This window comes from Streptococcus sp. 27098_8_109 (genome assembly GCF_041432295.1).
Lineage (GTDB): Bacteria > Bacillota > Bacilli > Lactobacillales > Streptococcaceae > Streptococcus.
In genome coordinates this window covers 18,764-32,065 of the sequence record NZ_JAPVZJ010000021.1, presented here as the reverse complement: position 1 = coordinate 32,065, position 13,302 = coordinate 18,764, and the positions used below count along the sequence as shown (strand labels likewise).

Below are 13,302 nucleotides of genomic sequence, written 5' to 3'. Positions count from 1 at the left end.
ATTAGTCTAAACCGTAGTTGTAGTCATCGTCTTGCATGGCTTCAACTTCACCAAGAAGGTAACCATTTCCGACTTGAGAGAAGAAGTCGTGGTTAGAAGTTCCTGTTGAAATACCGTTCATGACAATTGGGTTGACATCATCTGCTGAATCTGGGAAGAGTGGATCTTGTCCCAGGTTCATGAGTGCCTTGTTGGCATTGTAGCGAAGGAAGGTTTTGACTTCTTCCGTCCAACCAACACCGTCATAGAGACTTTCTGTGTAGCCTTCTTCATTCTCGTAAAGAGTATAGAGCAGGTCGTACATCCATTCTTTGAGCTTTTCTTGCTCTTCTTCAGGTAATTCATTGAAACCGAGTTGGAATTTATAACCAATGTAGGTTCCGTGAACTGACTCATCACGAATAATTAATTTAATGATTTCAGCGACGTTGGCTAGTTTGTTGTTACCAAGATAGTAGAGGGGAGTGAAGAAACCAGAGTAGAAGAGGAAGGTTTCGAGGAAGACACTGGCAACTTTCTTTTCAAGTGGGCTACCGTTTAGGTAAATTTCGTTGACAATCTCAGCCTTCTTTTGTAGGTAAGGATTGGTATTGGTCCATTCGAAAATTTCTTCAATCTCAGCCTTTGTATTCAAGGTAGAAAAGATAGAAGAGTAAGATTTTGCGTGGACAGATTCCATAAATTGGATGTTATTGAAAACAGCTTCCTCATGTGGTGTACGGATGTCTGCTCGAAGGGCTTGAACCCCAGTTTCAGATTGCATAGTATCGAGAAGGGTTAAACCACCAAAGACTTTTCCAACCAAGTCTTTTTCTACATTTGATAGCTTTCTCCAGTCATCCAAGTCATTTGACAAGGGAATACGTGTATCGAGCCAGAATTGCTCCGTCAGCTTTTCCCAAGTTGATTTGTCGATGACATCTTCGATGGCATTCCAGTTAATGGCTTTGTAGTAAGTTTCCATTTGAAATCTCTTTCTGTGTTTAGTATTGCGAACTCACAATTATTTCTATTTTATCATAATTCTAGAAGAGTATCGCACAAAAAGTCGGAAGCCCGACTTTTTGCTATTTCATAGTATAGATGCTTATTCCAATTTAGTTTAGCAGGGTGAATAAATACTTATCTGAGAAAATGTAGTTTCCTCAAACAAAAATTAGATCACACAGCTTTCACATTGGTTGGCACCGACTTCTCCACCATCATCTGTAAAGGTACGGACGTAGTAGATAGACTTGATACCCTTGTTAAAGGCATAGTTACGAAGGATAGACAAGTCACGTGTCGTTTGTTTGTTTTCTTTCTTCCATTCGTAAAGACCTTTTGGAATGTCACTACGCATGAAGAGGGTGAGTGAAAGTCCTTGGTCCACGTGCTCAGTCGCAGCAGCGTAAACATCAATCACCTTACGCATATCCATGTCGTAGGCAGAAGTGTAGTAAGGAATGGTTTCTGTTGACAAACCAGCAGCAGGATAGTAGATTTTACCGATTTTCTTCTCTTGACGTTCTTCGATACGTTGCGTAATCGGGTGGATAGAAGCAGAAACGTCGTTGATGTAACTGATAGAACCATTTGGCGCTACAGCAAGGCGGTTTTGGTGGTAAAGACCATCTGCTTGAACCTTGTCGCGAAGTTCAGCCCAGTCAGCAGCACTTGGGATAAAGACATCTTTGAAGAGTTCTTTAACACGGTCTGATTTTGGAACAAACTCGCCAGTCACATACTTGTCAAAGTAGCTTCCCTTAGCATAGTCTGATTTTTCAAAGTTGTGGAAGGTGATACCACGTTCACGCGCGATATTGTTTGATTCTACCAAGGTCCAGTAGTTCATGAGCATGAAGTAGATGCTTGTAAATTCAACAGACTCAGGCGATCCATATTCAATCAATTGTTGGGCAAGGTAGCTGTGAAGTCCCATGGCACCGAGACCAAAGGTGTGGGCTTGGCTATTTCCATGGTCGATAGTAGGAACAGCTACGATGTGCGAACTATCTGTAACGAAAGTAAGGGCACGAACCATAGCACGGATAGAACGACCAAAATCAGGTGAGGTCATCATGTTGACCACGTTGGTTGAACCAAGGTTACATGAAACATCTGTTCCCATTTGAAGGAATTCTTGAGCATCGTTGATCAAGCTTGGTTCTTGAACTTGAAGAATCTCAGAACACAAGTTACTCATGATAATCTTACCATCAACAGGATTTGCACGGTTAGCCGTATCAATGTTGACGACATAAGGGTAACCAGACTCTTGTTGCAATTTAGAGATTTCAGTTTCCAAATCACGCGCTTTGATTTTTGTTTTGCGGATGTTTGGATTTGCGACCAATTCATCGTATTTTTCAGTGATGTCGATGTAGTTAAATGGCACACCGTATTCAAGTTCTACAGAGTATGGGCTGAAGAGGTACATTTCTTCATTTTTACGTGCTAATTCGTAGAATTTATCGGGTACTACAACACCAAGTGAAAGGGTCTTTACACGAACTTTTTCATCGGCGTTTTCTTTCTTAGTTGAAAGGAAGGCGATAATATCTGGGTGGAAGACGTTGAGGTAGACAACACCGGCACCTTGACGTTGCCCCAATTGGTTGGAGTAAGAGAAGCTATCTTCGAAAAGCTTCATAACAGGAACGACACCAGAAGCGGCTCCTTCATAGCCTTTGATAGGTGCACCAGCTTCACGAAGGTTGCTGAGGGAAATTCCCACACCACCACCGATACGTGAAAGTTGAAGAGCTGAGTTGATAGAACGTCCGATAGAGTTCATATCATCAGTTACTTGGATTAGGAAGCAAGATACTAACTCCCCACGGCGAGCACGTCCAGCATTCAAGAAGGAAGGAGTAGCAGGTTGGTAGCGTTGGTGGATGATTTCATTGGCAATATCGATGGCAATAGCTTCATTCCCATCAGCGAAATAAAGGGCGTTAAAGAAGACGCGGTCTTCCATGCTTTCAAGATAATATTCACCGTCGTTAGTTTTCAAAGCATATTGATTGTAAAATTTATAAGCTGCCATGAAAGACTTGAATTGGAAGTTTTGGTCTTTGATAAATTGAGACAATTCTTCCAAAAACTCTGGACGGTATTTCTTGATAAAGGCTGTTTCGATGTAGTTGTGTTCAATGAGGTAGTTGATTTTATCTTTGATTGAATCAAAAACCATAGTGTTTGGAACTACATTTTCTTTAAAGAAGGCATCCAAGGCTTCCTTATCTTTATGAAGCATGATTTGTCCATTGACAGGACGGTTGATTTCGTTATTGAGACGGAAGTAAGTCACGTCTTCAAGATGTTTTAATCCCATAAAATTTCCCTTATCTAATTACAAAAGAAAGGCTTCTAAGTTAGCCCTAGAAGCAGTTTCTTCTGGATGATGTACTAAGATTATGCTAATTGTTTCAGTTTTCCTGGTTGGAAACCTGAAAAGACTTCAGTTGGTGTTTGGATCACAGGAGCTGCGCTGAAACCGAGCTCTTTAACTTGATCGATGTACTCAGGTTGCTCATCAAGATTGATTTCACGATAAGCGACATTATTACTGTCCAAGAAACGTTTAGTCATCTTACATTGGACACAGTTGTTTTTAGAATAAACGGTTACCATTGTGTAACTCCTCTTTCAAAATAGATTACTTTCTTAGTATATCAGAAAATAAATTTTTGTCAATGATTTGAAACTAAATATAGTGGTCTATTTTTCTACTAAAGGTTGCAAAACACAATATGTAGTGTTTGTTTTATGAAATAGTGATAATTATCCTAGAAGTAGTTTTTTGGAAAACTATATCCTGTGTTTTGTTATCTAGAATAGAAGATTTTCAGCAAGTTATCTGAAAGGAAATCGAATAAATCCCATAAAATGCTTGAAAAAAATCCTAGAAGATGGTATAATACCAAATTGTAAGGGTTATCACATATAACTCAAAAAAGAAAGAACAAAAGGAGAGTCAAACTATGGCTTCTAAAGATTTCCACGTAGTGGCAGAAACAGGTATTCACGCACGTCCAGCAACATTGTTGGTACAAACTGCAAGCAAATTTGCTTCAGATATCACTCTTGAGTACAAAGGTAAATCAGTTAACCTTAAATCAATCATGGGTGTTATGAGTCTTGGTGTTGGCCAAGGTGCTGATGTAACTATCTCAGCTGAAGGTGCAGATGCAGATGACGCTATCGCTGCAATCTCAGAAACAATGGAAAAAGAAGGATTGGCATAAGGAAAATGACAGAAATGCTTAAAGGAATCGCAGCATCTGATGGTGTTGCAGTTGCAAAAGCATATCTACTCGTTCAACCGGATTTGTCATTCGAGACTGTTTCAGTCGAAGATACAAACGCAGAAGAGGCTCGTTTGGATGTAGCTCTTGAAGCTTCTCAAAACGAGCTTTCTCTTATCCGTGAGAAAGCTGTAGGTACGCTTGGTGAAGAAGCGGCTCAAGTTTTTGACGCTCATTTGATGGTTCTTGCTGACCCAGAATTGATTGGTCAGATTAAAGAAACAATCCGTGCTAAGAAAGTCAATGCTGAAGCAGGTCTTAAAGAAGTGACTGACATGTTCATCACTATCTTTGAAGGTATGGAAGACAACCCATATATGCAAGAACGTGCAGCGGATATCCGCGACGTGACAAAACGTGTATTGGCAAATCTTCTTGGTAAGAAATTGCCAAACCCAGCTTCTATCAATGAAGAAGTAATCGTGATTGCGCATGACTTGACACCATCTGATACAGCTCAATTGGACAAAAACTTTGTAAAAGCTTTTGTAACAAATATCGGTGGACGTACAAGCCACTCAGCTATCATGGCACGTACACTTGAAATTGCAGCTGTATTGGGAACAAATAACATCACTGAAGTGGTGAAAGACGGTGATATCCTTGCCGTTAACGGAATTACTGGTGAAGTGATTATCAACCCAACAGATGAACAAGCGGCAGAATTTAAAGCAGCTGGTGAAGCTTATGCTAAACAAAAAGCTGAATGGGCACTTTTGAAAGATGCTCAAACAGTGACTGCTGACGGTAAACACTTCGAGTTGGCTGCTAACATCGGTACTCCAAAAGACGTGGAAGGTGTTAACAACAACGGTGCAGAAGCGGTTGGACTTTACCGTACAGAGTTCTTGTACATGGATTCTCAAGACTTCCCAACTGAAGATGAGCAGTATGAAGCATACAAGGCTGTACTTGAGGGAATGAATGGTAAACCAGTAGTTGTTCGTACAATGGATATCGGTGGAGATAAGGAACTTCCTTACTTCGATATGCCACATGAAATGAACCCATTCCTTGGATTCCGTGCCCTTCGTATCTCTATTTCTGAAACTGGAGATGCAATGTTCCGTACACAAATCCGTGCCCTTCTTCGTGCTTCTGTTCATGGTCAATTGCGTATCATGTTCCCAATGGTTGCCCTCTTGAAAGAATTCCGTGCAGCTAAAGCAGTTTATGAAGAAGAAAAAGCAAACCTTCTTGCTGAAGGTGTTGCAGTTGCGGATGACATCCAAGTTGGTATCATGATTGAAATCCCTGCAGCAGCGATGCTTGCAGACCAATTTGCTAAAGAAGTAGACTTCATGTCAATTGGTACAAACGACTTGATCCAATACTCAATGGCAGCAGACCGTATGAACGAACAAGTTTCATACCTTTACCAACCATATAACCCATCAATCCTTCGCTTGATCAACAATGTTATCAAGGCAGCTCACGCTGAAGGTAAATGGGCTGGTATGTGTGGTGAGATGGCTGGTGACCAAAAAGCTGTTCCACTTCTTGTCGGAATGGGCTTGGATGAGTTCTCTATGTCAGCAACATCTGTACTTCGTACACGTAGCTTGATGAAGAAATTGGATACTGCTAAGATGGAAGAGTACGCTAACCGTGCCCTTACAGAGTGTTCAACAATGGAAGAAGTCCTTGAACTTCAAAAAGAATACGTTAACTTTGATTAATTTCATTAACCTTGTAACCTAGTTGCAAGGTTTTTTGATACATTCGGGAATAGTATAGTCTTGTAAAGTCCACTTTTCAATGATGAAGAGGCATGATATAATAGGAGAAGCAAATAGAATAAGAGAGAAATCATGTCTAAAGAAATTGATATTGAGTACTACCACCAGCTAGCCATGCAAAAGCAGAAGGAACACCGTAAAGTTTTAGCCAATCTAAAGAAAAAACCTCCTAAAAACCTAGACAAGATAGCCCAGCAGATTCACCAAGAAGTCTTTGAGGAAATTGATTGCACGGCCTGTGCCAATTGTTGTAAGACATTGGGACCGGACTTTAAAGAAGCGGATATTACACGAATCGCCAAGTATTTTAAGATGAAATTACCAGCTTTTGAAGCGGAGTTTCTGCAGGTAGATGAAGATGGTGATAAGGTTTTTAAATCCATGCCTTGTCCCTTTTTAGGAGGAGATAATCTCTGTTCCATCTATGAAGTTCGTCCAAAGGCATGCCGAGAGTTCCCCCATACGGACCGTAAAAAAATTCATCAAATCAACCATTTGACGATTAAGAATACTTTGACCTGTCCAGCAGCCTATCTCTTTGTTGAGAAATTAAAGGATAAGTTATAGAGATTTAAAGGATCAAAATTTTTTATAATAACTAGCAATATGAAGGGAGTACTCCTGTGCCTAGACCGAAAACAAAAGAGGAGCTAATGCTGGTCTCTAAGGAAAACTATGAAAAGCTCAATCGTTTCGTCTCCCAACTAAGTGAAGATGAGCTACAGACTCCATTTGATTTTTCAAGAGACCCAAAGAAAAAAGAAGCTCACTGGAAAAGGGATAAAAATCTACGGGATGTCTTGATCCATCTTTATGAATGGCAGCAGTTACTTTTGACTTGGGTACATTCTAATCAAGAAGGTCACGAAAGACCTTTTCTCCCTGAACCTTATACTTGGAAAACTTATGGAGAAATGAATGTCGCTTTTTGGAAGAAGCACCAGAAAACCTCCTTAGAAGAAGCGACTAGACTCCAAGAACAATCACATAGGAAGGTTTTAGAGTTGATAGAAGTTTTTAGCAATGACGAACTCTTTACCAAAGGTATCTATAAGTGGACGGGTGGGACAAGTCTAGGTTCCTACTTTGTCAGTAGCACGTCAAGCCACTATGATTGGGCTCTGAAAAAACTCAAAGCACATCAGAAGAATTGTAAAGGATAGATGGCCTATTTGAAATGTCAAGAATGAGTTCTTTTAAACGTAAGATAAAAACAAAGGGCCATCAAGTGATGTAGCCCTTTTGAGTTATACAAGCAAATTACCATGCAAAAGCTGTCGTTGGAGCATTGAGCGCTTCTAACCACTGTTTATTTTTTACGGGGCAAAGAGTTACGGATATACCTGCCATATCTAGACTGGTCATAAATGTTCCTGATTTTATAAAGGTAATAGTGACTCCTTCAATTTCTAAGAGTTGAAGGATATCATTGATAAATATGCCCATTTCTAAGTTGCTGGTAGTGCCTAGATTATTTACAAGCAATATAAATTGATCACCCTTTTTCCAATGATAGTGCAATCTTAATTTACTTATAATTTCATTTGCAAGGATTTCCGATGATTGGAATGGGACGATACGATAGCCTTCTTCGCCATGTATCCCAATACCATAGGAAATATTTCCTTCTTCCAAGTTAAATAGTGGAAGGGTGGCTTGGGGGAGACTAGCCGATTTCGTTGCAAAGCCAATTGTTGCGATTTCGGGAGCAAGTTGATGACCTAAATCAGTTAGTTGCTCGATGTCGGCACCATTTTGAGCTGCATATCCTAGAACTTTATGAAGTAAAATAGTCCCTGCAAGTCCTCTTCCTCTAATTTGAAATCTATTGTGAGGTTCAATAGAAATATCGTCGTGTGCTAGACTATAGCCGACCTTAATTCCTTCTTGTCTAGCAGTATTAATGGCCGAGCTAAATTCTTTGATGTCTGCTTCGAAATTTTTTACAATGATGAAGACACCGTGACCATTGTTTAAAAAACGAATGGACTCTAAGATTTCAGTTCTTGTAGGAGGAGTAAATAATTGGCCATAGATAGCAGCGGTAAGCATTCCTTTTCCCACATATCCAATATGAGCAGGTTCGTGTCCTGAACCTCCACCCGCCAATATTGGAACCTGATGAGGATTACGATTTTTTTGATAGACCAATGGTAAGGTAGGGTGTTTTTCTAATTCAGGATGACTGCTGACAGTTGCCGAAATGTAACTTGAAATAATTTTCTGTTTATGATTTGAAATAAATGTCATTGTGGTCTCTTTCCAATAATTGTCATGATTAGAAAGTCTGGTTGTGGAACTGGACTTTTTTTATTGACGTAAGCCTTCACGATTTCTGCTAGAGCATGTGAATGATAGTCTAACAAAAAGCAAGTATAAGCAGATGAATCGATATCAATCTGACCGTATTCTCTTAAAATTTTTGATACAAGCAAGCGACAGTAGCTGATAAATTGGTCATAGAAGTTATTTTGCCCTTGAATATCAAAAAGTTGAATATAAAAGTCACGCTCTTGTTCGAAATAAAAAAATAATTCTTGTAATAGTTTTTGGCCTGAAATGAAGTCCAAGTTATTGGTGATATACTCGGTTAAGTCATTTTCAAATATCCAGTCTAGCAGTTCATATTTGTCAAGAAAGTGATTATAAAAGGTCTGTCTACGAATGCCAGCTGATTCCATGATATCTACAATGGAGATTTTGTCAAATTCTCTAGTAGCTAAAAGGTCTCTAAATGCCTTGGTAATCCGTTTTTTTGTAATAAGTGATGATGCCATAGGAAGCCTTTCTTTTACTTACTTCATTTTACCAAAAAAATGTTTTAAACGGGTTTAAAAGGGGACAAATAATAGAATCTGTCCCTTATCATCTAGCAATAAAAAATATATAATGAAAGCGAAAACAAAGATACATGCCGAAAGGAGTTTCTCATGAAAAAAATTATAAATGAACCGACACAAGTTGTTGATGAAATGTTGCAGGGATTGTCATTCATGCATGATGACTTGGTAGAACGCTTAGATGGTTTTGATGTCATCGTTAGAAAGGCAGAAAAGACAGGAAAAGTTGGACTCATTTCAGGTGGAGGTTCAGGACATGAACCAAGTCATGCTGGATTTGTAGGAGATGGAATGTTGTCTGCTGCCATTTGTGGAGCAGTCTTCACTTCACCTACTCCGGACCAAATTTTAGAAGCCATCAAGGCGGCTGATGAAGGTGCTGGAGTTTTCATGGTCATCAAGAACTATTCTGGGGACATCATGAATTTTGAAATTGCACAAGAACTTGCTGAAATGGAAGGTATTGATGTAGCAAGTGTTGTAGTCGATGATGATATTGCGGTTGAAAATAGTCTCTATACCCAAGGTCGTCGAGGTGTCGCAGGTACTATATTAGTCCATAAAATTTTGGGAGATGCGGCTCGTTCTGGTAAATCATTATCTGAAATGAAGGACTTGGCCGATAAACTTGTGTTAGAAATTAAAACAATTGGGCTGGCCCTGTCTGGAGCAACCGTTCCTGAAGTTGGGAAACCAGGTTTTGTTCTAGAAGATGATGAATTTGAATATGGAGTTGGTATCCACGGTGAACCGGGATATAAGAAAGAGAAAATGCAACCTTCCGCACAATTGGCTTCAGAATTGGTTGAAAAATTATCTGAAGGTTTTCAACTTAAAGCTGGAGAACGCTATGGCCTTCTCATCAATGGTTTAGGAAGCACTCCTCTTATGGAGCAATACGTATTTGCAAATGATGTAGCTAAATTACTCCATGAAAAAGGCGTTGACTTGGCATTTAAGAAAATTGGAAACTATATGACCTCAATCGATATGGCTGGTTTGTCATTAACATTGATTCGATTGGCAGATGATGAGTGGTTGGATGCTCTAAATGCACCTGTTACTACACCAGCTTGGTAAAACTCAAGGAGGAAATGTCGCATGAATGTTGAACAAGCTCTTGAATGGATGAAACTTTTTAATGAAAAGATTCAAGAACAGAAAGATTACCTTAGTGAGCTAGACACCCCTATAGGAGATGGAGACCACGGTGGAAATATGGCGCGTGGCATGGCTGCAGTTATGGAAAACTTAGAAGGAAAGACATTTGAGACCAGCAGTGATGTGTTTAAACTTGTCTCAATGCAATTACTGAGCAAGGTAGGCGGTGCTTCTGGTCCCTTGTATGGCTCTGCTTTTATGGGCATGGCCAAGGCTGATTCAAATTCGAAAATAGAGGAAATCTTACAAAGCGGTCTGGATATGATTGTCAAACGTGGGAAAGCAGAAGTTGGAGAAAAGACAATGGTTGATGTTTGGACTCCTGTTATTACTGCCTTGTCTGCTGGTCAATTGACTCAAGAGGTTATTGATAAGCTAGTGAATGCTACCAAAGATTTACTTGCAACTAAAGGAAGGGCATCTTATGTAGGAGAACGTTCTCTTGGACATATTGATCCTGGATCATTCTCATCAGGATTACTCTTTACTGCTCTTTTAGAAACTGGGGTGGTTTAATGGGAAGTATTGGTCTTGTTATCGTTTCACATTCTAAACACATTGCACAAGGTGTCGTTGAACTGATTAGTGAAGTAGCTAAAGATGTCCCGATTACTTATGTAGGAGGAACCGAAGATGGAGGAATTGGAACAAGTTTTGATCAAGTAGATAGGGTTGTTTCCGAAAATCCAGCAGATACTTTATTAGCCTTTTTTGACCTAGGTTCTGCTAAAATGAACTTAGAAATGGTGGCTGATTTCAGTGATAAAAGTATCGTCATCAATAGGGTTCCGATTGTAGAAGGTGCCTATACTGCAGCTGCTCTTCTTCAGGCTGGTGCAGAACTGTCAGTTATTCAAACACAATTGTCGGAGCTTGAAATCAATAAATAAGGAATCTTCCTATCATTCCTTTTTTAGGTGAGTTATTGATTATCTCAACTATTAAATTTTAAGTAAATAATTTGAAAATCAGAAAGGGATTGCTTTATGCAGTTCCTTTTTATTTTAACAGGAGTAAAGCTATAGTGTTTCTAAATTGTGAATTATTCAAAACGGATTGTGATGGGACTATTCTAGCTTTAGAATCCTTCAAAAATTAAAATTTAAGGCAATCAATGGCGTAGAATAGTGCGAAAACATCTAATTTATAGGAATTCTAGGTCTAGAATTGCATGGATATTTATGAAAATTAGAGTGTTCGATAGTTAGGATTGTTCTATTCTGAAAGATTTTGACAATCAAAAGTCTAGAAGAGTGATTTATAAGTATACTTGTAGCCTTTAGTTGTGATAATTGTATGTCAAATAGATGGAATAAATTGATATGGCTTTCTTACTTTATGCTATAATATTCATAACGCTTTTTCAGAAAGGAAAACTCTCAAATTGTCCTACAAATTTCTACTTTTCGACCTCGACCACACCTTGCTTGATTTTGATGCTGCTGAGGATGTGGCTTTAACGCAACTTCTAAAAGAAGAAGGGGTTGCAGATATTCGGGCCTATAAAGACTATTACGTTCCTATGAACAAGTCTCTATGGAAGGACTTGGAGCAAAAGAAAATTAGTAAACAAGAGCTGGTTAACACGCGCTTTTCTCGTTTATTTTCTCATTTTGGACTGGAGAAAGATGGTAGTTTTCTAGCCCAACGTTACCAATTTTACTTAGCCCAACAGGGACAAACGATTTCTGGCGCTCATGAACTTTTGGACAGCCTCATCGAGCGTGATTATGACTTGTATGCTGCGACAAATGGCATTACTGCCATTCAGACAGGGCGTTTGGCTCAATCTGATCTGGCACCTTATTTCAATCAAGTCTTTATCTCTGAACAGCTGCAAACACAAAAGCCGGATGCTCTTTTTTATGAAAAAATTGGTCAACAGATTGCAGGTTTTAGCAAAGAAAAGACGCTGATGATTGGAGACTCTCTAACCGCCGACATTCAAGGCGGCAATAATGCTGGGATTGACACGATTTGGTACAATCCTCATCAACTCGAAAATCCCACACAAGCCCAGCCAACCTACGAAGTCCATTCTTACCGAGACTTGCTGGATTGTTTAGATAAACTGTAAAAAGTGGTTTAGACAGCCACTTTTTGCTATAATAGAGGCAGTAAAAACGAAGGAGTCGGCTATGGAACACTCGTCTTGGCATGCTTTGATTAAGGAGCAATTACCTGAGGGTTATTTCGGGAAAATCAATCAGTTTATGAATCAGGTCTATGCTCAGGGGACTATTTATCCACCCAAGGAAAAGGTTTTTCAGGCTCTCTTGACAACACCGCTTGAAGAAGTTAAGGTGGTGATTCTAGGGCAAGACCCCTATCACGGGCCAGGTCAAGCGCAGGGCTTGAGTTTTTCTGTACCGGACTCTATCCCAGCTCCACCATCCTTGCAAAATATCTTGAAAGAATTGTCAGATGATATCGGGGTTAAGAAATCCCATGATTTGACAGCTTGGGCTGAGCAAGGAGTCTTACTTCTTAATGCTTGTTTGACAGTTCCGGCTGGACGGGCTAATGGTCATGCTGGGCAGATATGGGAGCCTTTTACGGATGCTGTGATTCAGGTGGTCAATCATCTAGATAGACAAGTCGTTTTTGTACTCTGGGGAGCTTATGCACGCAAGAAGAAGGCCTTAGTTACCAATCCTCATCACTTGATTATCGAATCAGCCCATCCCAGTCCTTTGTCAGTTTATAGAGGATTTTGGGGTTCCAAGCCTTTTTCCAAGGCCAATGCATTCTTAAAAGAAACAGGACAAGAGCCAATCGATTGGCTTAGATAAGGAGAAAATATGCCTCAGTTAGCGACGATTTGCTACATTGATAACGGGAAAGAACTGCTTATGCTCCACCGTAATAAGAAGCCAAATGATGTTCATGAAGGAAAATGGATTGGTGTGGGTGGTAAGCTAGAGCGAGGAGAGACACCTCAGGAATGCGCGGTGCGTGAAATCCTTGAGGAAACAGGGCTCAAAGCCAAGCCAGTTCTAAAAGGTGTCATCACTTTTCCTGAATTTACACCAGATTTAGACTGGTACACCTATGTTTTTAAGGTGACGGAGTTCGAGGGGGATTTGATTGACTGCAATGAGGGGACGCTGGAATGGGTTCCTTATGATGAGGTTTTGAGCAAGCCGACTTGGGAAGGTGACCATACCTTTGTTGAGTGGCTTTTAGAGGACAAACCCTTCTTTTCAGCTAAGTTTGTTTATGATGGGGATAAATTGTTGGATACCCAAGTTGATTTTTATGAATAAAGGAGAA

15 protein-coding genes are annotated in these 13,302 nt (G+C 39.8%); 10 read left to right on the top strand and 5 right to left on the bottom strand.

Annotation, left to right across the window (positions count from 1 at the left end; genetic code table 11):
• Nucleotide 1: 1 nt before the first annotated feature.
• The 3 genes from nrdF to nrdH all read right to left on the bottom strand — a co-directional run bounded on the left by nrdF (nt 2) and on the right by nrdH (nt 3,615).
• Complete coding sequence (nrdF, locus tag O3664_RS08010; RefSeq protein ID WP_000451386.1) at nt 2-964, bottom strand: class 1b ribonucleoside-diphosphate reductase subunit beta; 963 nt, start codon at nt 962-964, stop codon at nt 2-4.
• Nucleotides 965-1,156: 192 nt separating this feature from the next.
• Nucleotides 1,157-3,316, bottom strand: a complete 2,160-nt coding sequence (gene nrdE / locus O3664_RS08005; RefSeq protein WP_371613873.1) for a class 1b ribonucleoside-diphosphate reductase subunit alpha — start codon at nt 3,314-3,316, stop codon at nt 1,157-1,159.
• Between the two features lie 80 nt (nt 3,317-3,396).
• Nucleotides 3,397-3,615, bottom strand: coding sequence for a glutaredoxin-like protein NrdH (gene nrdH, locus O3664_RS08000; RefSeq protein ID WP_000259240.1), 219 nt, complete (start codon nt 3,613-3,615; stop codon nt 3,397-3,399).
• A gap of 350 nt (nt 3,616-3,965) precedes the next feature.
• On the opposite strand from nrdH, the gene O3664_RS07995 reads away from it, so the two are divergent.
• From O3664_RS07995 to O3664_RS07980, 4 genes are all read left to right on the top strand, one after another.
• Nucleotides 3,966-4,229, top strand: coding sequence for a phosphocarrier protein HPr (locus O3664_RS07995; RefSeq protein WP_000146947.1), 264 nt, complete (start codon nt 3,966-3,968; stop codon nt 4,227-4,229).
• Between the two features lie 5 nt (nt 4,230-4,234).
• Complete coding sequence (gene ptsP, locus O3664_RS07990; RefSeq protein WP_004241506.1) at nt 4,235-5,968, top strand: phosphoenolpyruvate--protein phosphotransferase; 1,734 nt, start codon at nt 4,235-4,237, stop codon at nt 5,966-5,968.
• Between the two features lie 132 nt (nt 5,969-6,100).
• On the top strand, nt 6,101-6,595 hold the full coding sequence (locus tag O3664_RS07985) for a YkgJ family cysteine cluster protein (protein ID WP_049546639.1): 495 nt from the start codon (nt 6,101-6,103) through the stop codon (nt 6,593-6,595).
• 56 nt (nt 6,596-6,651) lie between these two features.
• Nucleotides 6,652-7,191, top strand: coding sequence for a ClbS/DfsB family four-helix bundle protein (locus O3664_RS07980; protein WP_261057542.1), 540 nt, complete (start codon nt 6,652-6,654; stop codon nt 7,189-7,191).
• Nucleotides 7,192-7,288: 97 nt separating this feature from the next.
• Here the strand turns inward: O3664_RS07980 and dhaQ are convergent, their stop codons facing one another.
• Together dhaQ and dhaS are read right to left on the bottom strand one after the other, a co-directional pair.
• Nucleotides 7,289-8,278: a DhaKLM operon coactivator DhaQ gene (gene dhaQ / locus O3664_RS07975; RefSeq protein WP_261056055.1), complete on the bottom strand. Its 990-nt coding sequence runs from the start codon at nt 8,276-8,278 to the stop codon at nt 7,289-7,291.
• Entirely contained in the window at nt 8,275-8,805 is a 531-nt protein-coding gene (gene dhaS, locus O3664_RS07970; protein ID WP_261141847.1) for a dihydroxyacetone kinase transcriptional activator DhaS, read from the bottom strand. Before dhaS ends, dhaQ begins: the two co-directional genes overlap by 4 nt.
• A gap of 153 nt (nt 8,806-8,958) precedes the next feature.
• Between dhaS and dhaK the strand changes: the two genes are divergently transcribed.
• The 6 genes from dhaK to O3664_RS07940 all read left to right on the top strand — a co-directional run bounded on the left by dhaK (nt 8,959) and on the right by O3664_RS07940 (nt 13,295).
• Nucleotides 8,959-9,948, top strand: coding sequence for a dihydroxyacetone kinase subunit DhaK (dhaK, locus tag O3664_RS07965; RefSeq protein ID WP_261184595.1), 990 nt, complete (start codon nt 8,959-8,961; stop codon nt 9,946-9,948).
• A gap of 21 nt (nt 9,949-9,969) precedes the next feature.
• On the top strand, nt 9,970-10,545 hold the full coding sequence (dhaL, locus tag O3664_RS07960; RefSeq protein WP_371613872.1) for a dihydroxyacetone kinase subunit DhaL: 576 nt from the start codon (nt 9,970-9,972) through the stop codon (nt 10,543-10,545).
• The gene (gene dhaM / locus O3664_RS07955) at nt 10,545-10,919 is read left to right on the top strand and encodes a dihydroxyacetone kinase phosphoryl donor subunit DhaM (RefSeq protein ID WP_371613871.1); all 375 of its coding nucleotides are present in this window, start codon (nt 10,545-10,547) and stop codon (nt 10,917-10,919) included. The genes dhaL and dhaM overlap by 1 nt, the downstream gene beginning before the upstream one ends.
• A 494-nt stretch (nt 10,920-11,413) precedes the next feature.
• Nucleotides 11,414-12,106, top strand: a complete 693-nt coding sequence (locus O3664_RS07950) for a YjjG family noncanonical pyrimidine nucleotidase (RefSeq protein WP_371613870.1) — start codon at nt 11,414-11,416, stop codon at nt 12,104-12,106.
• A gap of 61 nt (nt 12,107-12,167) precedes the next feature.
• Nucleotides 12,168-12,821: a uracil-DNA glycosylase gene (locus O3664_RS07945; protein WP_000401338.1), complete on the top strand. Its 654-nt coding sequence runs from the start codon at nt 12,168-12,170 to the stop codon at nt 12,819-12,821.
• 9 nt (nt 12,822-12,830) lie between these two features.
• The gene (locus tag O3664_RS07940) at nt 12,831-13,295 is read left to right on the top strand and encodes an 8-oxo-dGTP diphosphatase (protein ID WP_001135783.1); all 465 of its coding nucleotides are present in this window, start codon (nt 12,831-12,833) and stop codon (nt 13,293-13,295) included.
• Nucleotides 13,296-13,302: the final 7 nt, after the last annotated feature.

Excerpts from the sequence above, each read along its gene's own strand:
- nrdF (WP_000451386.1), bottom strand. The coding sequence starts at position 964 with ATGGAAACTTACTACAAAGCCATTAACTGGAATGCCATCGAAGATGTC.
- nrdE (WP_371613873.1), bottom strand. The coding sequence starts at position 3,316 with ATGGGATTAAAACATCTTGAAGACGTGACTTACTTCCGTCTCAATAAC.
- nrdH (WP_000259240.1), bottom strand. The coding sequence starts at position 3,615 with ATGGTAACCGTTTATTCTAAAAACAACTGTGTCCAATGTAAGATGACT.
- O3664_RS07995 (WP_000146947.1), top strand. The coding sequence starts at position 3,966 with ATGGCTTCTAAAGATTTCCACGTAGTGGCAGAAACAGGTATTCACGCA.
- ptsP (WP_004241506.1), top strand. The coding sequence starts at position 4,235 with ATGACAGAAATGCTTAAAGGAATCGCAGCATCTGATGGTGTTGCAGTT.
- O3664_RS07985 (WP_049546639.1), top strand. The coding sequence starts at position 6,101 with ATGTCTAAAGAAATTGATATTGAGTACTACCACCAGCTAGCCATGCAA.
- dhaQ (WP_261056055.1), bottom strand. The coding sequence starts at position 8,278 with ATGACATTTATTTCAAATCATAAACAGAAAATTATTTCAAGTTACATT.
- dhaS (WP_261141847.1), bottom strand. The coding sequence starts at position 8,805 with ATGGCATCATCACTTATTACAAAAAAACGGATTACCAAGGCATTTAGA.
- dhaK (WP_261184595.1), top strand. The coding sequence starts at position 8,959 with ATGAAAAAAATTATAAATGAACCGACACAAGTTGTTGATGAAATGTTG.
- dhaL (WP_371613872.1), top strand. The coding sequence starts at position 9,970 with ATGAATGTTGAACAAGCTCTTGAATGGATGAAACTTTTTAATGAAAAG.
- dhaM (WP_371613871.1), top strand. The coding sequence starts at position 10,545 with ATGGGAAGTATTGGTCTTGTTATCGTTTCACATTCTAAACACATTGCA.
- O3664_RS07945 (WP_000401338.1), top strand. The coding sequence starts at position 12,168 with ATGGAACACTCGTCTTGGCATGCTTTGATTAAGGAGCAATTACCTGAG.
- O3664_RS07940 (WP_001135783.1), top strand. The coding sequence starts at position 12,831 with ATGCCTCAGTTAGCGACGATTTGCTACATTGATAACGGGAAAGAACTG.